The organism is Corynebacterium sp. HMSC05E07, from assembly GCF_001807225.1.
Classification (GTDB): Bacteria; Actinomycetota; Actinomycetes; order Mycobacteriales; family Mycobacteriaceae; genus Corynebacterium; species Corynebacterium singulare.
The window spans coordinates 214,787-234,229 of record NZ_KV788202.1; the positions used below are offsets into that span (position 1 = coordinate 214,787).

Annotated in this window: 17 protein-coding genes; 8 read left to right on the plus strand and 9 right to left on the minus strand. The window is 59.6% G+C overall.

Going from position 1 to position 19,443, the window contains the following annotated elements:
• Window positions 1–46: 46 nt before the first annotated feature.
• Together HMPREF3149_RS01215 and HMPREF3149_RS01220 are read right to left on the minus strand one after the other, a co-directional pair.
• On the minus strand, window positions 47–604 hold the full coding sequence (locus tag HMPREF3149_RS01215) for a hypothetical protein (RefSeq protein WP_246819908.1): 558 nt from the start codon (window positions 602–604) through the stop codon (window positions 47–49).
• A gap of 9 nt (window positions 605–613) precedes the next feature.
• Entirely contained in the window at window positions 614–1,363 is a 750-nt protein-coding gene (locus tag HMPREF3149_RS01220; RefSeq protein ID WP_070535926.1) for a hypothetical protein, read from the minus strand.
• Between the two features lie 214 nt (window positions 1,364–1,577).
• Between HMPREF3149_RS01220 and HMPREF3149_RS01230 the strand changes: the two genes are divergently transcribed.
• From HMPREF3149_RS01230 to HMPREF3149_RS01250, 5 genes are all read left to right on the plus strand, one after another.
• Window positions 1,578–2,102, plus strand: a complete 525-nt coding sequence (locus tag HMPREF3149_RS01230; RefSeq protein WP_042531481.1) for a TetR family transcriptional regulator — start codon at window positions 1,578–1,580, stop codon at window positions 2,100–2,102.
• 60 nt (window positions 2,103–2,162) lie between these two features.
• A complete protein-coding gene (glgX, locus tag HMPREF3149_RS01235) occupies window positions 2,163–4,391 on the plus strand; it encodes a glycogen debranching protein GlgX (RefSeq protein WP_070535932.1) in 2,229 nt (742 codons plus the stop codon).
• A gap of 43 nt (window positions 4,392–4,434) precedes the next feature.
• Window positions 4,435–5,808, plus strand: coding sequence for an exonuclease domain-containing protein (locus HMPREF3149_RS01240; RefSeq protein WP_070535934.1), 1,374 nt, complete (start codon window positions 4,435–4,437; stop codon window positions 5,806–5,808).
• Window positions 5,809–5,930: 122 nt separating this feature from the next.
• Entirely contained in the window at window positions 5,931–6,539 is a 609-nt protein-coding gene (locus tag HMPREF3149_RS01245) for a hypothetical protein (RefSeq protein ID WP_070535937.1), read from the plus strand.
• A gap of 52 nt (window positions 6,540–6,591) precedes the next feature.
• Window positions 6,592–7,590 (plus strand): GTP pyrophosphokinase, encoded by a 999-nt coding sequence (locus tag HMPREF3149_RS01250; protein ID WP_070535940.1) that lies wholly within the window; start codon window positions 6,592–6,594, stop codon window positions 7,588–7,590.
• A 4-nt stretch (window positions 7,591–7,594) separates the two neighbouring features.
• On the opposite strand, the gene HMPREF3149_RS01255 is transcribed toward HMPREF3149_RS01250, so the two are convergent.
• From HMPREF3149_RS01255 to ilvA, 4 genes are all read right to left on the minus strand, one after another.
• Window positions 7,595–7,981 carry an RNA-binding S4 domain-containing protein gene (locus HMPREF3149_RS01255; RefSeq protein ID WP_042531490.1) on the minus strand — a complete coding sequence of 129 codons (387 nt, stop codon included), beginning with the start codon at window positions 7,979–7,981 and terminating at the stop codon, window positions 7,595–7,597.
• Window positions 7,982–7,989: 8 nt separating this feature from the next.
• Entirely contained in the window at window positions 7,990–8,226 is a 237-nt protein-coding gene (locus HMPREF3149_RS01260; RefSeq protein ID WP_042531492.1) for a hypothetical protein, read from the minus strand.
• 64 nt (window positions 8,227–8,290) lie between these two features.
• Entirely contained in the window at window positions 8,291–8,935 is a 645-nt protein-coding gene (locus HMPREF3149_RS01265) for a YigZ family protein (protein ID WP_070535943.1), read from the minus strand.
• The gene (ilvA, locus tag HMPREF3149_RS01270) at window positions 8,935–10,218 is read right to left on the minus strand and encodes a threonine ammonia-lyase IlvA (protein ID WP_070535946.1); all 1,284 of its coding nucleotides are present in this window, start codon (window positions 10,216–10,218) and stop codon (window positions 8,935–8,937) included. Before ilvA ends, HMPREF3149_RS01265 begins: the two co-directional genes overlap by 1 nt.
• Window positions 10,219–10,394: 176 nt before the next feature.
• Here ilvA and HMPREF3149_RS01275 point away from each other — a divergent pair, with 176 nt between their 5' ends.
• Together HMPREF3149_RS01275 and HMPREF3149_RS01280 are read left to right on the plus strand one after the other, a co-directional pair.
• Window positions 10,395–12,431: a choice-of-anchor I family protein gene (locus HMPREF3149_RS01275; protein WP_070535949.1), complete on the plus strand. Its 2,037-nt coding sequence runs from the start codon at window positions 10,395–10,397 to the stop codon at window positions 12,429–12,431.
• 97 nt (window positions 12,432–12,528) lie between these two features.
• A complete protein-coding gene (locus HMPREF3149_RS01280) occupies window positions 12,529–13,251 on the plus strand; it encodes a hypothetical protein (protein WP_070535952.1) in 723 nt (240 codons plus the stop codon).
• Window positions 13,252–13,349: 98 nt separating this feature from the next.
• Here HMPREF3149_RS01280 and HMPREF3149_RS01285 read toward each other — a convergent pair whose 3' ends face one another.
• Window positions 13,350–14,546: a cobalamin-independent methionine synthase II family protein gene (locus HMPREF3149_RS01285; protein WP_070535954.1), complete on the minus strand. Its 1,197-nt coding sequence runs from the start codon at window positions 14,544–14,546 to the stop codon at window positions 13,350–13,352.
• An 87-nt stretch (window positions 14,547–14,633) separates the two neighbouring features.
• The gene (gene dnaE / locus HMPREF3149_RS01290) at window positions 14,634–18,209 is read right to left on the minus strand and encodes a DNA polymerase III subunit alpha (protein ID WP_070535957.1); all 3,576 of its coding nucleotides are present in this window, start codon (window positions 18,207–18,209) and stop codon (window positions 14,634–14,636) included.
• A 64-nt stretch (window positions 18,210–18,273) separates the two neighbouring features.
• Between dnaE and rarD the strand changes: the two genes are divergently transcribed.
• On the plus strand, window positions 18,274–19,170 hold the full coding sequence (gene rarD / locus HMPREF3149_RS01295; protein ID WP_070535960.1) for an EamA family transporter RarD: 897 nt from the start codon (window positions 18,274–18,276) through the stop codon (window positions 19,168–19,170).
• Here rarD and HMPREF3149_RS01300 read toward each other — a convergent pair.
• The gene (locus tag HMPREF3149_RS01300; RefSeq protein WP_070535963.1) at window positions 19,167–19,439 is read right to left on the minus strand and encodes a permease; all 273 of its coding nucleotides are present in this window, start codon (window positions 19,437–19,439) and stop codon (window positions 19,167–19,169) included. The genes rarD and HMPREF3149_RS01300 overlap by 4 nt on opposite strands.
• Window positions 19,440–19,443 lie beyond the last annotated feature (4 nt).

Below are 19,443 nucleotides of genomic sequence, written 5' to 3' on the forward strand. Positions count from 1 at the left end.
ATAGAGAAGCTGGCCTTCGGCAGATTTAACACCCATCTTTCCTCATTTAATCTGCGGATTCTAGACTTTTCTGTGTTTTATTGCTCGGATCATTGCCAGTCGTCATCCCATAACCACTATCAGGATTAATAAAAACAGCAGACCAGTAGGCAAACATGGACATAAACGGGGCCACGAGCCATCCAATGGCAGGAGAAAATTTCGGCACAAACTCGACAAACTCTCCGGGGTTCTCCGGCACGGCCGTGGCAGTAGCCCCGCCGAAGACATAAAAGGCCGCCGCACCCGCCAAGCACACCACGCCTGACCACACAAGCACCCCAACACCCCGAAAGCGCTCCCCTCGAAGATAAGCCACCGTGCCGATCACCACCCCAAGAAGGCCGGTAATCATGACGAATGTGACAAAGGATAGAAACTGCACGTTCGCGGAGTTAGTCAGCGCATACCCACCGCCCTCCACTCGATGCCCCTCCAGCGTGGGCCGCCACAGACCCCACACAGCCCCAACCCCAGAGAAAAGAAGGAGCGCCAACGCGAGCAACCCCGCGCCAAAGCCGATGGCGCGGGGTATACGAAGGTGCGGAGTACGCAGTACAGACACGAGCTGCGCTTAGTTGCAGAAGGTCCAGTTACCGTTCTCACGCTTGAAACGCATGGTGGAGCTATCCAAGCCCTTGCTGGTGTTGACGTTCACGGTTGCGGACGCAGAGTCACCATCGACCACGACGTCGTTGATGGACTCAACGCCAGTCTGGTTCCAATCGAAGCCTTCCATCTGGGAGGTGTCAGCACCGGCTGTTGCCATCATGTCCTTGAGCTGGTTCATCGGAACATCCGGAATCTGGTTGTAGTCCAACTCGCTCAGGCCGGAGTTCGGGTCATTACGCACTGCTTCACAGGTGTGATCCGGCAGGTACTTCACGAAGCTACGCATGGTCTGCTGGTCGTACATACCGCGAACGAGGCCGTTGATTCCGTCGATGTCTTCCTGGCTTGCGGCCTGGCCCTGGATCGGATCGACCTTCGGCATGCTCTGGAAGGGGTCCACACCGTTCTCGAACGGGTTAGCAAGAGTCTGTTCAGCGCCTTCACCCTCAGCCGGCGCCTCTTCGCCTTCCGGCTTCGGGGCCTGCTCTTCGCCGTCCTTCTTCTCCGCGCCCTCGTCCTTCTTCTCGGACTCCTTGTCCTTATCCTTTTCCTCGGAGGTCTCCTCCTTGGACTTGGTGGTCGTGGTGGTCTTGACCGCGGAGGAGGCGGTCTCCGCAACGTCCTCGCCGTCACCACCGCAGGCAGCCAGGGTCAGCGGCGCAACGAGTGCAACTGCAACGAGGGACTTCTTGGCAGGGGTCAAAAAAGACAAGGGTTAACTCCTAAATTTCTATAAAGAGAGCGACAGATTTCGCCACGTCCACTGCGCTCGATGCGTAGCGGACATAACGCATGCTCTTGTGCATTTCACACAACCCTAACAAGGCGTCGTTGAAGAAATCATGACCCACACCTTGAAGCTTCCTGTGAGTCTCACTACTCTTTATTGCCCCACCATCTCCGCCCGACCCGTAAAGTAGACCTTTGTGCACCTTTCTCGCGACGCTATCGTATCCACGGCCCTAGAGCTCTTAACTAGCTATGGGCTTGCCGACGTCACCATGCGCCGCGTCGCCACGACCCTCGGCGTTGCTCCCGGCGCCTTGTATTGGCATGTGGCCAACAAGCAGGCCCTTATCGCTGCCATGGCCGCGGAAATCCTCTCACCGGTTACCGGCGATACCCCGGTCGATTTAGCAAGCTCCCTCCACCGCGAACTCTCGCGATGGCGGGACGGCGCCGAAGTAGCGATCGCCGGAGCCGCCTTTCCGGAGTCAACCACACGCGCCGACCTTGAGGAGCTTTTTTGCGAAGCCCTGCAGAAGGAGGTGCCGGAGGGGGCGTCGGAAAGCATCGGCGTCGCCGCACGCACGTTGATTCATTATGTCCTCGGCGCCTCGTTCATGGAACAGTCCCACGCCCAGCTCGGTGGCGCTTCCACAGAGTCACTCACCGATGATGCTGCCGTGCGCGCCACGGAACTCGTCATCGCTGGTTTACGCGCCCTGTGAGTTCGCTGTGTTCCCCGCGCGTGACGATCCCTTTCGTCAAATATGACTAAGCTGAACGCCATGACTGACACCCGTGCTGAAGCGCTACATTCTCGCCAGGTGTGGCCTGGCTCCCCATCACCCCTCGGTTCCACCTTCGATGGAGCCGGAACCAACTTTGCAATCTTTTCCGAAGCAGCAGAAAAGGTCGAGCTGTGCCTCATCGATCAAGATGGCACCGAGGAGCGCGTTGAACTCACCGAGATCACCGCGCACGTCTGGCACGCTTACCTCCCCAATGTCACCCCCGGCCAGCGCTATGGGTACCGCGTCCACGGACCCTACGAGCCTGAGCGCGGTCTGCGCTGTGACCCCTCCAAGCTCCTCGTGGACCCCTACGCCCGCGCATTCGACGGAGACTTCGACGGGGATGCCTCCCTGTACTCCTACGATATCTACGCCTCTGAGCCCGGCACCGGCCGCAACGAGGAGGACTCGCTCGGCCACACCATGCTCTCGGTGGTCATCAATCCCTTCTTCGAGTGGCACGGCGACAACCGCCCGCACACCCCGGATAATGAGACCATCATCTACGAAGCCCACGTCAAGGGCATGACGATGTCCCACCCAGACGTCCCCGAAGAACTGCGTGGAACCTACGCCGGCATGGCACACCCAGCCATCATCAACTACTTCAAAGACCTCGGTGTCACCGCGGTAGAGCTTCTGCCGGTTCACCAATTCCTCCAGGATGACCGTCTGCGCCAACTAGACCTGCGCAACTACTGGGGGTACAACACATTCGGCTTCTTTGCCCCGCACGCAGACTATGCCTACGCCAAGAAGCCCGGTGAGGTCGTCGCAGAATTCAAGGCCATGGTCCGCGCCTTCCACGAGGCCGGCATCGAAGTCATCCTTGACGTGGTGTACAACCACACTGCTGAGGGTAACCACATGGGCCCCACCATTGCCTTCCGCGGCATCGACAACCATGCCTATTACCGCTTGGTGGATGACAACCCCGAGCACTACATGGATTACACCGGCACCGGTAACTCTCTCAACGTGCGTCACCCGCACTCGTTGCAGCTCATCATGGATTCCCTGCGCTACTGGGTGGAGGAGATGCGCGTAGACGGTTTCCGCTTCGACTTGGCCTCCACCCTGGCGCGTGAGCTTGATGACGTTGACAAGCTGGCCACCTTCTTCGACTTGGTTCAGCAAGATCCCGTGGTCTCCAAGGTCAAGCTCATCGCTGAGCCGTGGGATGTCGGCCACAATGGTTACCAGGTTGGTAACTTCCCGCCGATCTGGAGCGAGTGGAACGGAAAGTACCGCGACACCGTCCGCGATTTCTGGCGCGGTGAGCCATCCACCATGGGTGAATTCGCCTCCCGCCTGACTGGTTCCTCGGATCTTTACGCCAACAATGGTCGCCGTCCCACCGCGTCTATCAACTTCATCACCGCGCACGATGGCTTCACTCTGCGTGACTTGGTGACCTATAACGAGAAGCACAATGACGCGAACGGGGAAGACAACCGTGATGGTGAGTCCCACAACAGGTCATGGAACCACGGTGTGGAGGGCCCCACGGATGACGAGGAGATCAAGCAGCTTCGTCGCCGTCAGATTCGTAACTTCCTTACGACCCTGCTCCTATCCCAAGGCACCCCCATGCTGTGCCACGGTGATGAGCTGGGCCGCACGCAAGGTGGCAACAATAACGTGTACTGCCAGGACAACGAGATTTCCTGGATTGACTGGTCGATGCTGGACCAGGAAAAGAATGCCGCCATGCACGGCTTCACCAAGCGTCTGATCAATATCCGCAAGAACCACCCAGTCTTCCGCCGCCAGCGCTTCCTGGCCGGTGGCCCCTTCGGTTCCGATGTGAAGGATCGTGATATTGCGTGGCTCGTGCCGTCCGGCAAGCTTATGACCCCGGGCGACTGGGACTTCGAGTTTGGCAAGGCCCTCATGGTCTACCTCAACGGCAATGCTATTACGGAAACCACTGCTCGCGGCGAGCGCATCACGGATGATTCTTTCATCATGATCTTCAATGCTCACCACGAAGACATCGAGTTCACCCTTCCCACCAAGGATTTGGGCGCCAGCTGGCGTCTCATCGTGGACACGTCCGACTCCGGTGGTTACCCAGACGAGGAGAAGCTTATCGACGCCGAAGGAACCATCATGGTCCAGCCGCGCTCGACGCTCATCCTGCGCCAAACCGAGCCACCCGTCTTTGATGAAACCGATGAGGCTGCGGAGACTGTTGGCTCTGACGATTCTGCTGAGAGCTAAACTGGCGCTGCATGCCGTCAAACCCACATCCTGAAAGGAATTCGTGTCCTACACCGCCCACGGTGCCGTCATCGACGTCACCGCCGATGCCCTTACTTTCCACCGCTCGCAGCTTGCGGCGTCACTTGGTGCTGCATCCCGCGAGGAAATGTCGCTGGCGGATGCCACGAGCGTGGAGTGCACGGCACCAACGGCGACGGGCTTTGGGCAGGTCGTGATACGTGATGCAGGAGACACTGACCTCGCTATCATTCGTTTCGCCCCTGGTCAGGATGCGCAGGCTTTCACACGTGCAGTCGAGGCTGCACTGCGTGGTGAGGCGCCCGCCAGCAGTGCAAGAATTCCTGGATTGGATTTCACTGCCGTCGACGTGGAGACGGCCAACGACAACTGGGGATCGGTATGCCAGATTGGAGCCGTTCGCTTCCGTGACGGTGAAGAAACTGAATCTCGCACGTGGCTGTGCACGCCCCCTCCGGGCTTAGAACACTTCGATGAGGTCAACGTGGGTATCCACGGCATCACTGCCGAGGACGTGGCCGATGCCTCGTCCTTCGCGGATGCTGCCGCCGAGCTTTTCGAATTCCTCGGCTCGGACACGTTGGTGGCCCACAACGCACAGTTCGATTCCACTGCCCTGCGCAGTGGACTGAAAAAGGCCGAGGCCACCATTCCAAAAATCCGCTTAGCCTGCTCCCTGGCTCTGGCACGCGATGCGTCCCGAACCGGCATCATCGACGTGGCAAATCACAAGCTACCGACCGTTGCCTCATGCATCGGTTCGACCGAGTTCCACCACCATGAGGCCACCGCGGACGCCCGCGCAGCTGGCGAAATTGTCAGTGCGCTTGCTCGCCTATTCGGCCACTCCGGCTCTATTGAGGATCTGTTCTCTACCCGCGAGTTCGCTCTAGGCACCATGAGCGAAGAATCCATCATCCCCGTCCTGCGCGCTAACACCGCACCACTGTCCGCTGCCGATGTGGGCGCAGGCACTGATTTCCGTGATAACACCCGCATGGCTGGAGCCGCTTCTGCCAAAAAGAAGAAGAGCTCCGAGCCTAAGGACCGCCGTGGCCCAGCACCCTGGCAATCCGTGTCCACCCCAGACACGATTCCAGAACCAAACCCCGACGCCGATCCCGATGGCGCTCTGTTCGGCCAGCACGTGACTCTCACCGGTGACTTCGAACCCTTCGACAAAGGGGTGCTGTGGTCAAAGATTGCCGAACGCGGTGGCCAGGTGGGCAAGAACGTAACGAAAAAGACCACCATTCTTGTGGCCGGACAATGGGCCACCAAGACCTCCAAGGAAAAACGTGCGGAGGAACTGCAAGCCAAAGGCCAAGACATTGCGATCTGGCCCGCTGACACGCTGCTCGAAGAGCTCCAGCTGGACGAAGCTCCTCCTTTCTAAACCGTTAGCACGAGGACAACTCGCCCAGAAAAAATTTTTCAAGGCTGTTGGGAACCTAGGGCGGTGAACGCCAGTCCAATAAGGGTAAGAAATTCTTAGTTCTACCTTTATCGGAGCCCACCATGACCGTTGCACTGCCCACGTCCCTGCATGTCGACCACCTCCTTCCCGCCTTGTGCCCCAGTGCGGACCTCAACGGCGTGAAGTTGTGTGATGACGGTTTCAGTGACTCCCCTGCCAGCATCCAGCTCTCTCGAACACTGTCTATGGCCATACAGCATGGCGCGGGCACAACAGTTAAGCGAGTGAGCCAGCGCGCACTTGATGACATGGGACTTACAGTGCGCCAAGCATGGGATGCCGCCGCACTGAACTTGCAGCGCCGAGCACTCACCGACCGGGGCCTGCGCTTCTTTACCCGCCCGGCCGAGCACAGCCTACCCGGCGCGCACGGCGGCCTGGAAGTGCGCACCCAACACTGCACAATGTCTGCCTGGCTCGCTCATCCACAAACGTTCGTTATTGTGGACAATCACCTTCGGCGGCTGACCCAAGCTCAGCGCATCACCTACCTGGTTCCTGATTCCCAGACGGTCTACGCCTTGGTTGATGTTTCTCATCACGCGGCCACTGAACTCGCTGACCGCGCGTGTGAACTGCGCCCGCGCCATAGACCCACTCTCAGCCCACAACCACTAGTATTGGCTAACGGCTTTCCACTGGAGGTATAAAGCACCTCCACTGAATTCCCCGCCGTTGCCGAAAGGAGTCGTGTTCATATCAATGGCTGAATCACCCATGTCTCGCCTAAGCAACCAATACCACTCCTGGATTCATGCCCACCCCACCGCGGCACAAGACTTCCGATACACCATTGAAGAACTGCTCAACGACGCCGGCATTATCTTCGACCGCGTAGCCACCCGCGTGAAACAGTGGCCCTCACTCAAGGCCAAGGCTAAGAAAAAGCGTGAGAACGGTGAACTCATGTACCCCTCGCCGTGGGAAGACATCCATGATGTCCTCGGTGTACGCATCAATGTTTTTCATTCCACGGTAATTCCCGAAGCTCTCGCTGTCCTTGGGGAAACGTTTGACGTCAGGCGTTCCGTCGATAAGGCTGCGGAAACCCGTATTTCCGGTGGTTTTGGTTATGGTTCCCACCACCTAGTCCTCACAGTCACTGAAGATAGCACCGCTGCCCTCGAAGAGCTTGTGCCCTATGTCGGCTGGACCTTCGAGGTTCAGATCCGCACCGTCCTGCAGCATGCGTGGGCCGAGTTTGAGCACGATATCCGGTATAAACAAGGCCCGAACCCGCCGTCTCCACAGGTCGATCGCCTCTTTACCCTCGCCGCTGGTCTCATCGAGCTCGCCGACCAACAGTTTGATGAAATCGCAGCGCTCAAGGCTCCGCGAACCGAAACTGACAAGGACATTGTTCTCACTGCGGAAACGTTGCCTGGCGTGCTCGCCATCATCTTGGGCAATCGTTTCCCACGCTCCCGCTCAGAGCACTACCGCTTCCTCGCTGAACTCCTAGAGAGCAATGGCATCACCCGCTTGAGCCAACTCAGGGAGTTACTGGATGAGGACGCCATCGCCCACGTGCACGACGCTATGCGCTACCGTTTCCGCCCGGGGCAGGTCAGGCTTATCGACGATTTATTGCTCGACAAGTTCGGACCCCAGCACATTGAGGCTACGTCGGAAGCGGGCGACCGTTCCGACCGCAAGCGCCGCTTGAACGCCCGGCTTAAGGCTTTGCGTAGCACCCGCTAGGTAGTCACCTGAAACCACCGCGGAACTTATCCATCTGCCGGCGTTCCTTCTTGGTGGGGCGTCCGGCGCCACGTGGGCGAACCGGAACTGACGGAAGGAATTCCTTCGGTGGAGGTGGCGGGGCGTGGTCGATGTAGCAGGTGCGCGCGACGGGAGCCCCCACGCGCTTGGACACGGTGGCAAGAACTTCCAGGTCATGCTCGTGATGGTTGCGCCACACGCGGACGCGGTCACCAGGGACGACCTGCTGCGCTGGCTTGGTGGCGTTGCCGTTGAGTTTGACGTGCCCGGCGCGCACTGCGGTGGCAGCCTCGGAACGGGTCTTGAACATGCGAACAGACCAGACCCAGGCATCGATACGAACTGGGCGGCCGTCTGGCTGAATAGCCATAGGGCGGCCTAAAGGTTGTGGTTTTCGTTGACGATCTTCTGGATCTTTAGCCAGTTATAGGCGCCACCCACCACGGCGATGACGAGACCTAGCACCATCCACGTGGAAAAACTCCCCACAGTCAATCCCAGGAGGATACCTCCGCCGACGCCACCCACAACGGCAATAGCGCCGTTCCGTGCGTGGGTACGCACGGCTTGCTTGCGCTTCTCAATAGGGTTATTGGGGCGTCGCTGCATAGTCATGGCGCTTATTCTACAATCCCTCTGCCCTCTATGCGGCGTGGACTCGGGCTCGTAGCACTACGAGTTAACCGCTGAGTTCCACCCAGGCTGTGCCCGCTTCGTTCGGGGCCACCTCCCCCTGGGTCAGGGCAGCCAGGGTGGCGGTGAGTTCTTCTTCCCCACCGGGTGCGACGGACACGGTAAACATCACCGCCTGGCCGTAGGCAGTGTCGACGATGTCCACCCCGCGGTTGCGTAGGTCCGCCTCGAGGCGCCCAGCATCGGCGTGAGAAACCTCAAGAGTGTACAGCTCGCGAAGGGCCCGAGTGACGGCCGTTACTTGTTCCATGGTCTCGCTTACTGCACCGCCATACGCATGGACAAGCCCTCCTGCACCCAGCTTGATGCCGCCGAAATAGCGCACCACCACCGCACAAATATCGAGCAGACCGGAGCCTTTCAGCACATCAAGCATGGGTTTTCCTGCGGTGCCGGAGGGCTCGCCATCATCGGAGGAGCGCTCAACCGGATTCGCCGCATCAACGTGATAGATGTACGCCGAACAGTGGTGGCGGGCATCGGGGAACCGGTCCCGGGCGGAATCGATGAACGCCCGCGCTTCGTCCTCATCCGTCACCCGCCCGATAAGGGTGATGAATCGAGAACGCTTAATCTCAATCTCGTGCTCGACAGTCTTCCCTGCGACTGGACGTTGGTATTTCTCCAGCATTAGGCGACGAGGAAGTCGTACTCGGGGGTGCCTGGCTTCAGCTGCTGGCAGTTCAGCTTCGATTCTTCCATGCGCTCCAACAAACCATCAATACCTGCCGCGGTTCCCAACTCGACGCCCACGAGCGCAGCACCAGTCTCGCGGTTATTGCGCTTGAGATACTCGAACAACGTGATGTCATCCTCCGGACCAAGGACATCCTGCAGGAAGTGGCGCAGCTGCCCCGGCTCCTGTGGGAAGTTCACGAGGAAGTAGTGCTTGAGCCCGCGGTGCACCAGGGAGCGCTCCATGATTTCGGCGTAGCGCAGCACGTCATTGTTGCCGCCGGAAATCACGCAGACCACCGTTGATCCTGGTTGCAGGTTGAGCGTGCGCAAGCCGGTGACGCTCAGTGCGCCGGCGGGCTCGGCAATGATGCCCTCGTTTTGGTACAGCGCGAGCTGCTCCGTGCACACGGCACCTTCGGAGACGGTATCCCAATGCAGGCGGCCCTGGTTGGCTTCCAGAACCTTAAAAGGTAACTCCCCTATGCGTTTGACAGCGGCACCATCCACAAATGGGTCCACGGTTTCCAGCGTCACCGGTTCGCCCGCTGCAAAGGCTGCGCTGAGTGACGCCGCCCCGGCCGGCTCAATCCCCACCACTGCCGTGCGAGGGGCCATGTCCGCTAGATACGACGTGATGCCGGAGATCAGACCGCCACCGCCGACGGGTACCACGACGGTGTCGAGGGACTTGCCCAAAGATGATAGCTGCGCCACGATCTCAGCTGCTACCGTGCCCTGGCCGGTGACGGTATCGCGGGAGTCAAAAGGCTCGATGAAAAAGGCACCACGCTCCGCGGCATCTGCGTGTGCTGCAGCTGCTGCCTCATCAAAGTTAGCGCCAGTGACGACGAGCTCCACGAAGTCCCCACCATGAACGAGGATGCGGTCGCGCTTCTGCTTCGGAGTGGGTTCCGGGACGTAAATCTTGCCTTGGATCCCCATGGTCCGGCAGGCGTAAGCCACGCCTTGGGCATGGTTGCCTGCCGACGCCGTGACGATGCCCTGCGCGCGCTGCTTCTCACCAAGGTTGGACATTCCGTAGATGGCTCCGCGAATCTTGTAGGAGCGAACGTCCTGCAGGTCCTCACGTTTGAGGTAGACCTCATACCCGGTTTCTTGGGACAGACGCGGGCAGTATTGCAGAGGGGTCGGGGCGATCTCCGAGCTAATGCGTGATTGGGCCAGCTGGATATCCGAGGCGTGGACTGGCTCGAAGTCTTCCGGGGTGCGTGTCATGGTGGCTCATTCTACGCGCTGCTCTGCGCGCGGCGTGCATTACCTAACGTTCGACCGGTTCACCGAAGGTTCACCCAGATCTTGCCCGGACGTCATGTTCTGTTCCTCAAAGCGGTACACAGCGGCACGTACCGTAGTTCGGAATCTTTCCGTCTCATCACAAGGAGCCTCCCACTATGTCTCGCTCTGTCTCCCGCCGCGCCCTTGCCCTGTGCGTTGCAACCGCTACCACCGTCAGCCTGGCTGTCCCAGCAGCTTCCGCCAAGATTGTGGATAGCGTGATCGAGCACTCTGTTGCCAACGCCAGCCTCAAGGTGTCCCCGATTGGCACTTACGAGTCGGGGGTATACAAGGAGTCCGCTGCCGAAATCGTGGCCTTCCACCCAGCAACCAAGCGCATCCTCACCGTCAATGCTCATGCCGGTGAGATTGATGTTCTTGATGCTTCCGACCCGACAACCCTCACCCGCATCGGCTCGATTTCCGCAGGCGAAGGCAAAGAGATCAACTCTGTTGCTGTTCGCCCTGATGGTCTGGCTGTCGCCGCCGTTCAGCAGGCCGATAAGACCGAGGAAGGCGAAGCGCTGTTCTTCAACGTCGCGGCTGAGAACCTGGAGTCCGCAGAGTTGGGCCGCGTGACCGTCGGCGCTCTTCCGGATAACGTTCATATCACTGCCGATGGCGGCTACGCCCTCGTGGCCAACGAGGGTGAGCCCTCCAACGAGCTCAACGCTGAGGGCACTGACTACGTCAAGGATCCAGAGGGCTCCGTGTCCGTTATCAAGCTGCCAGAGGGCGTCGAAGCCCCGACCGAGGCTGATGCCCGCGTTGCTGACTTTAAGGCCTTTGACGGCCAGGATCTCCCGGAGGGCGTACGCGTCTTTGGCCCGTCCGCGCACGAGTCCAAGCCTTCCATCGACTTCGAGCCTGAGTACATCTCCTCCCAGGACGGCAAGGCATTCGTGACCTTGCAGGAGGCCAATGCTATTGCCATCGTCGATATCGAGTCCGCCACCGTCGAAAAAATTGTCCCGGCCCACGTTGCTGACCACAGCAAGACTCCGCTCGACACCTCCAACAAGGACGACAAAGCTGAGCTGCGCACAGTCCCAGTCAAGGGCCTGTCCATGCCGGACTCCATCGGCGCGTTCACTGCGGGTGGCAAAACCTACTTCGCCACCGCTAACGAAGGCGATGCGCGCGAGTGGGGCGTGAAGGAAAAGGACAACGGCTCCGGCGTCTACACCGATGAGGTGGAGCTTGGAGATCTCGTTGAGGATGGCAAGGTGTGCGAGGGCGCGCTTGGCGACGTCTCCCTGGAAGACCTCGCCGACAAGAAGCAGGCCGGCAACCTAAAGCTCACCAACGCCTCCGGCTGGAATGAGGAGAAGGGCTGCTTCGACGAACTGTACGCCTACGGCTCCCGCTCCTTCAGCATCTACGATGCAAACGGCACCGTTGTCTTCGACTCCGGTTCTGAGTTCGAGGAGATCACCGCAGAGCTCAACGAGCCGGGCGTGTTCCACCACAACGCCAACAATGACGAAGCTGAATTCGATGACCGCTCCGACAACAAGGGTCCCGAGCCAGAGGCCCTCGTTATTGGCAAGGTGGGCGAGCGCACCTACGCCTTCATTGGTGCTGAGCGTGTCGGCGGCATCTTCGTCTACGACGTCACCGACCCCGCCAACGCTTCCTTTGTCACCTACGTCAACAACCGCGACTTCTCCACCGATGAGTTTGCTGATGCCGGCGACCTCGGCCCAGAGGGCTTCGCTTTCGTAGATAAGGCGGACTCCCCAAACGGTGATTACCTGCTCATCGTCGGCAACGAGGTTTCTGGTACCACCACTGTCTACTCCGTCGAGGACCTCCTTGGCTCCACCGATGGAGAACCGGACGACTCCAACTCCGATGACGCCGGCAACAACAGCGGCGATCAGGATGGCAAGGACGAGCAGGATGCCGGCACCGACCAGGGCAATTCTGACCAAAACGACGACAACAAGGACACCCAGGGCGGCAAGGATTCCAAGGGCTCTGCGGAGAACAGCTCCCGCTCGATTTCTGGTGGTGTCATCGCCGGTTCCGTCATTGGTGTGATTGCCGCGCTGGCCGCAACCATTGGCATTCTGCGTGTTCCGGGCGTCCGAGAGACCGTACTCAGCCTCGCTCCGGCTCCGCTGCGTGCACAGCTGGAGAAGTTCCTCTAAGCCCTATCCCCCACGGGAAGGGGCTGCTACATTGAAATGAGCTTTCTGAGAAGCCTTTTCATATTTGCCTTTTCCCTTCACAAGGAGAACCCTCGCTATGCGTCTTTCCACATCCCTTGTCACCGTCTGCGCCACCACGCTGGCGCTGGTCACCCCGCTGGCTGCGGCGGACAACGACACCTCCGCATCCGCATCGGCCACCGCATCTGCGACCGCCGCGGCTGCCGACGCCTCCTCCGAGCCCATCTCCCAGGACGCTTCCGCCGATGCTTCCCAGGCCGCCTCCGCACAGGAAGCTGCGCAGGAGCCGGCTGAAAAGCCGACGAAGGAGACCACCGGCTTCGACGGCGGTTCCTCAGATGTTGGCCACCCCAACACGTCAGAGCTGTCCCAGGAGTGCAAGGATGAGGTCAACCAGGCGCGTAAGGACCACGAGGCTGCCGTCGCCGACGGCACTGCAGGGTCGTCCTTCATGGGCCCGCAGGAGCTGGCCTACGGCGTGCTGAATGGTTACGGTTCCTCAGGCATGCCGGAGAAACCGGAGTGCATTGAGACGGAGAAGGAAGCGAAGCTGGAGAAAGAGTGGGACGAGATGCCCGAGTTCGTCCAGTCTGCTCGCCCGACGGAGAAAACGAAGGAAATCTCCGCGTGGGTTGTCGGCGCCTTGGCTCTGCTCTCCGCGGGAATCCGCGTTGCGGTCGTCGCGGCTGAGTTCGACCCGTCCATCCTGAACGGCCTGCGCGCCTTCCTCAAGAGCATGGGCTTCTACTGGGACAACAGTAAGAAGAACGACAAGGCCGACGTAAAGGCTGCGAACTAAGCCACAGAGTCCACACTGGGAGGCGCTGCGAGACTTTCTCCGCAGCGCCTCCCCTTGTGTTAGCCGTGGATGACTCTGCTCCTCCCCCAGGCTAGGCCCTAGAACAATTCCTTCGTTGCAATCTCAGCGCCCTCAACGAGGGACTCCAACTTAGCCCACGCGATCTGGTGGTGCAGGCGACCACCGAGGCCGCAGTCGGTCGACGCGATGACGTTTTCTGGACCGACCAGCTCGGCGAACTGGATGATGCGGTCAGCAACTAGGCGCGGGTGTTCAACGGCATTGGTGGAGTGAGACACCACTCCTGGGTAGATAACGGTTCCTTCCGGCAGCGTGTGGTCCTGCCACACGCGCCACTCATGCGCGTGGCGCGGCGACGCTCCCTCGAAAGAGAACCCGCCGACCTTAGCCTGCAGGATCTCATCGATGATGTCCTCAAACGGGATGTCCGTCACGTGCGGTCCGTGCCACGATCCCCAGCAGATGTGCAGACGAGTTTGCTCGCGCGGGATGTCCTTGATGGACTCGTTGAGGATTTCAATGCGCTCGTGCAAGAAGGCCTGGAAATCCTTCACGGTTGGCTCCGGCACGACGGAATCCCAGGCCTCCGCCAGGTCCGGGGCATCGAATTGCACGGTCAATCCTGCATCGGTGATGGCCTTGTATTCCACCGACAAAGCCTCACCACAGGCGCGGACCAGCTCGGACTCATCCTCGTAGTACTTATTGGGAAGACGTGCGGCAGCACCCGGGGATAGGGCGGCGACGAAGCCCTCGGTGTCTGCGGGGAGGGCGTCGGCAAGCAGCTTCACATCAGCCTCGACCTGCTCCTGGCCGATGTAGGTCACGGGGCCGGTGAACTCCGGATTAGCTACCTTCTTGCGCCCAGTGAAAATGCCTGAATCCGGGTCGTTGTAAGCCTCAGAGAACAGGGCACGGTCGCGGCGATCCTTCATCGAGGACAGACGAATCTTCCCCGGCTCGGAACGAATCTTATCGCCGATTTCCCAGCGGTCCTTGTCCGTCATGGTCAGACCACCCAGGCGGGTAAAGGAGTAGTTCCACCAGGCACCATAGTCCACCGCGCCGGAGGTGATGTGGCCGTACTCGCCCTCGTTGATGATGTCGACGCCGAGATCCACCTGGCGCTTCACCACATCCGCGACGGAGCGCTCCAAGATTTCGTGGAACTTCTCATCTGAGATGGTTCCTGCAGAACGCTCGAGGTTGGCCTCCAGCAGTTCCTTCGTGCGCGGCAGCGAGCCGACGTGAGTCGTGCGAATCTTGTTGACCATGGGGGAAGGAATGTCCTTTCTTCTAGACTATGCTGTCTAGAATAACGTAGACATCACGCTCCCACTGGATCTCGCATCACCTTAAATTCATCCGAGGATGCCGGCCCCCATCGTGGCCTTCAGGTCACCCATGAGGTTGCTGGAGCGCTCCACACGCAGGTGCTCGCCGAGGACCATCATGGTGGACTCTTCGCCGTCGACAAGCGTGAGGTACACATCGGATTCGCCTCGGTTATTGACCAGCACCTGCTTGAGCTTGGCAATGTTATCCATCGTGCACTGGTCGGTGCGCATGGTCAGACGCAGTGGCAAGCCCGCTCCATTGCCGGGGCCCAGGTCAGGAACGCGAATATCGGAGCAGAAGAGCGACATGCGCTCATCGCGAATCTTCACTTGGACCTTGGCCAAGATGATATTGTCCTCTGCAATCTGGGTCGCTACCAGCGAATACACCTGGTTAAACACGAGGATGTCCACCTGGGCTCCGTTGTGGTCTTCCATGCTCACGATGGCCCACGGCGAGCCATCACGCTTGGAGAAGCGCCTGTCGACGCCCGAGATGATGCCACCAATCACCAACTCTTGGCCATTGCCAACCTCACCGTTCAGAATCTTCGTAATCGGGGTATCGGTCTGCGCCTCAAGCGCTTCCTCAAAACCATCAAGTGGGTGGCCAGAGACATACAGCCCCAGCATCTCGCGTTCGAGGGCGAGCTCGTGCTTGCGGTCCCAGTTCTCATCGGGGACGTCGATGGCAAAGGCAGATACCGACTCACCGTTTTCCTCGGCCCCGCCGAAGCCGGCGAAGAGGTCAAACTGCCCCTTATCCGCTGCTTTCTTCGTGGTCTGGACGGAATCCACGGCATCCTCATGGATGAGCATCAGACCCTTGCGGGGGTGTTCCAGGGAGTCGAACGCGCCGGCCTTGATGAGTGACTCCGTCACGCGCTTGGAACACGCAGCCAGCTCAATCTTGTCCAAGTAGTCAGAGAAGGACGTAAACGCTCCCTTCTCACGCCGAGTCTTGACGATGGAATCCACCACTTCTCCACCAACGTTGCGGATGGCACCCATGCCGAAGCGAATGTCCTCACCCACGGCCTGGAAAGTTTCAACGGACTCGTTAACATCCGGCGAGAGCACACGGATGCCCAGGTGGCGGCAGTCAGCAAGATAGATGGCGGACTTATCCTTCTTATCGCCCACGGAGGTCAACAGTGCAGCCATGTATTCCGGCGCGTAGTAGGCCTTGAGGTACGCCGTCCAAAAAGACACCAAACCATAGCCTGCGGCGTGGGACTTGTTAAACGCGTAGGACGCGAAGGGCTCAATCGTGCCCCACAGCGCATCCATCGCTTCCTTGGAATAGCCATTATCCTGCATGCCGCCCCAGAACTTGTCGTACTGCTGCGCCAGAACTTCCGGCTTCTTCTTACCCATGGCCTTGCGGAAGCCGTCTGCCTCACCAGCGGTGTAGTTGGCCACCTTCTGCGAGATACGCATGATCTGCTCCTGGTACACGATGAGGCCGTAGGTCTCATCGAGGATCTCTCGCAGCGGTTCCTCGAGCTCCGGGTGAATCGGAGTGATTTCCTTGCGCCCGTTCTTGCGGTCGGCGTAATCCCAGTGAGCGTTCACGCCCATCGGGCCGGGGCGATAGAGCGCCAGCGACGCAACGATATCCTTGAAGCCCGTCGGCTTCATGCGCTTGAGCAGCTCCTGCATACCGCCGGAGTCCAGCTGGAACACGCCGAGGGTATCGCCACGCGAGAGCAGGTCATACACCTTGGAGACCTTCGGGTCATCGGCGTGTAGATCCTCGAGGCCGATTTCCTCACCGCGGTTCTTCTTGATGTTTTCCAGGCAGTCACCAATCACGGTGAGGTTGCGCAAGCCCAGGAAGTCCATCTTCAGCAGGCCAATGGCCTCACAGGCGGGGTAATCCCAGCCGGTGATGTAGGCGCCGTCGGCTGGGCGCTTCCACATAGGAATGTGGTCCATCAGACGGACCGAGGCCATAATCACCGCACAGGCATGGACACCTGCCTGACGAACAACGCCCTCAAGACCGCGCGCGGTCTCATAAATCTTCTTGACGTCTGGGTCGGTCTCAATCATCTGACGGACCTCGGTAGCCTCAGAGTAGCGCGCGTGATCCGGGTCCATGATGCCGGCGAGCGGGATATCCTTCGCCATGATAGCGGGCGGCAGTGCACCGTTAATACGGTCCGCCATCTGGAATCCAGGCTGGCCAAAGTGCACCTTCGCGGAGTCTTTAATAGCCTGCTTGGTCTTCACCGTGCCGAAGGTAATCACCTGCGCGACCTTGTCCTCGCCCCAGCGGTCAGCAGCATAGGTGATCATCTCGCCGCGACGGCGATCGTCGAAGTCGATATCGATATCGGGTGCGGACGGGCGTTCTGGGTTCAAGAATCGCTCGAAGAGAAGGCCATGCTCGATGGGGTCAATGTTGGTGATCGTCAACGCGTAGGCCACGAGCGCACCTGCCGCCGAACCACGGCCCGGGCCGACGCGAATACCAATGGAGCGGGCGTGTTTGATGAGCTCAGCCACGATAAGGAAGTAGGACGGGTAGCCCTTCATGTCGATGACGCTAATCTCATACTCGGCGCGGTCGATGTATTCCTGTGGAACGTCGCCCCCGTTAAAGCGGTCCTTCAAGCCCTCCATGACCTCGTGGGTCAGCCACGAAGTTGGGGTGTGGCCTTCGGGGACGTCCGCAATCGGCATGCGGTCATGGGTATGCTCCTCCCAAATCGCGCCGTAGTCTTGAACGCGCTCCGCAATCCACAAGGTGTTATCGCAGGCTTCCGGAACCATGTGGTCCCACAGCTCGCGCATTTGTGCTGCGGACTTGATGTAGTAGCCGGTGCCGTCGAATTTGAAACGGTCCGGGTCCATGAAGGTCTTGCCGGTCTGCACACACAGCATGGCCTCGTGGGACGGCGCCTGGGATTCCAGCACGTAGTGGCAGTCATTGGTCACCAGCGGCGGCAGATCGAGCCTGCGGCCGATTTCGAGCAGGCCGTCACGCGTGCGCTTCTCGATGTCCAGCCCATGATCCATAAGCTCCAAGAAGAAGTTGTCCTTGCCGTAGATGTCCTGCCACATCGCCGCGGCTTCGAGGGCCTCGTTGAACTGACCCAGGCGCAAGCGAGTCTGAACATCACCAGATGGACAGCCGGTGGTGGCGATGATGCCTTCCGCGTGCTCAGCGATGAGCTCCGCATCCATACGCGGCCACTTGCCCAGCTGACCTTCGTAGGAGGCTAGGGAGGAGAGCTTGAATAGGTTGCGCAGACCTGTTTCATTTTCCGCCACCATGGTCTGGTGCAGGTAGGCACCGGACGCCGAGACGTCATCGCGCTTCTGGTCTGGGGTTCCCCACAGCACGCGCTTCTTGTTAAAGCGGGACTCGGGTGCCAGGTAGGCCTCGATGCCGATGATGGGCTTCACGCCAGCACTCGTCATCCTCTGATAGAAAGCGTTGGAGCCGTACATGTTGCCGTGGTCGGTCATGCCCACCGCGGGCATGCCTTGGCGAACCACTTCATCGGCCAACATATCCACCTTGGCCATGCCGTCGAGCATGGAAAATTCGGTGTGGTTGTGCAGGTGGACGAAGGAGGAGTTTTTGGCCATGCGGTCATCTTAGCGGGGCCGTCAAACTTCCCGGATTACTCAACGTCCTGTACATTTTTCTGTGATGTTCTACACTATCGCCGCCTATCTCATGTGGGGTTTCTTTCCGGCTTTCTTCCCCCTGCTGCGCCCCGCCAGCCCATTCGAAATCCTTGCTCACCGCATCGTGTGGACTGCGGTGCTCGTGACCCTCATGTTGGTGGTGACGGGCGGCTGGCGTGAGCTCAAGGCGATGAGCCTGCGCACGTGGGGCTGGATGCTGGCCTGCGGAATCACCATCACCATCAACTGGGGTACCTATGTCATCGCGGTGAACAGTGACCACGTGGCGGACGCCGCTTTGGGCTATTTCATCAACCCGCTCGTCTCGGTGGCCTTGGGCATCATGTTCCTCAAGGAGACGCTCACTAAGGCACAGGTGGCGTCGGTCAGCATTGCGTTTGCGGCGGTGCTATGGCTGACGTTCATGACCGGCCAGGCACCGTATTATTCACTGGCTCTGGCTTTTAGTTTCGCGCTGTATGGTCTGCTTAAGAAGCAGATTACGGTGTCCTCGATGGGGTCTGTAGCCGCAGAAACGATTGTTATGCTGCCTTTTGCCCTCATGTACTTGGGCTACCTGCAGGCCCAAGGCGAGTCCACATTCACCAGCGAGGGTCCTGGACACATCGCGCTTCTGGTGACCTCCGGCCTAGTCACTGCGTTGCCGCTGCTCTGTTTTGCCCAGGGCGCGAAACACCTGCGCCTATCCACCATTGGCATGCTGCAGTACATGACTCCGGTAATGCAGATGCTGTGGGCGGTCTTCGTCACACAGGAGCATATGCCGACAGAACGCTGGATTGGCTTCATCATTATCTGGGTGGCGGTCATCATTTACCTCGCGGATTTGGTGCGCATGGGCCGCGCTTCTCGACGTCACACCCGCCTCCACCCCGCCCCAGATCAAACCCCGAGCTAGGAGCGGTTGCGCAGCTCTTCGCGGGCTTGCTTGGCACGCGTGCGCTTGGCAGCCTCCTCATCGGCGTTGAGCGCCCAGCGCGGCATGAGCGCGGCCATGGCGATGCAGTACAGTGCCACAATGCCGAGAATGCCCAAGGTCATTCCATCGCTGCCGAGGACTGCGAGGGCGATGAAAGACAGAACCGTGATGATAGCTCCTGCCCACACGAGGATGTACGCGAAGCGGTAATTAGCAGGCCACGTAGAGGTCTTAGGAAATAGGCGCACGGTT

Coding starts and splice junctions, on each gene's coding strand:
- HMPREF3149_RS01260 (WP_042531492.1), bottom strand. CDS start 8,226: ATGACTATGCAGCGACGCCCCAATAACCCTATTGAGAAGCGCAAGCAA.
- HMPREF3149_RS01250 (WP_070535940.1), top strand. CDS start 6,592: ATGGCTGAATCACCCATGTCTCGCCTAAGCAACCAATACCACTCCTGG.
- dnaE (WP_070535957.1), bottom strand. CDS start 18,209: ATGGCCAAAAACTCCTCCTTCGTCCACCTGCACAACCACACCGAATTT.
- glgX (WP_070535932.1), top strand. CDS start 2,163: ATGACTGACACCCGTGCTGAAGCGCTACATTCTCGCCAGGTGTGGCCT.
- HMPREF3149_RS01280 (WP_070535952.1), top strand. CDS start 12,529: ATGCGTCTTTCCACATCCCTTGTCACCGTCTGCGCCACCACGCTGGCG.
- rarD (WP_070535960.1), top strand. CDS start 18,274: ATGTTCTACACTATCGCCGCCTATCTCATGTGGGGTTTCTTTCCGGCT.
- HMPREF3149_RS01275 (WP_070535949.1), top strand. CDS start 10,395: ATGTCTCGCTCTGTCTCCCGCCGCGCCCTTGCCCTGTGCGTTGCAACC.
- HMPREF3149_RS01265 (WP_070535943.1), bottom strand. CDS start 8,935: ATGCTGGAGAAATACCAACGTCCAGTCGCAGGGAAGACTGTCGAGCAC.
- HMPREF3149_RS01255 (WP_042531490.1), bottom strand. CDS start 7,981: ATGGCTATTCAGCCAGACGGCCGCCCAGTTCGTATCGATGCCTGGGTC.
- ilvA (WP_070535946.1), bottom strand. CDS start 10,218: ATGACACGCACCCCGGAAGACTTCGAGCCAGTCCACGCCTCGGATATC.
- HMPREF3149_RS01245 (WP_070535937.1), top strand. CDS start 5,931: ATGACCGTTGCACTGCCCACGTCCCTGCATGTCGACCACCTCCTTCCC.
- HMPREF3149_RS01285 (WP_070535954.1), bottom strand. CDS start 14,546: ATGGTCAACAAGATTCGCACGACTCACGTCGGCTCGCTGCCGCGCACG.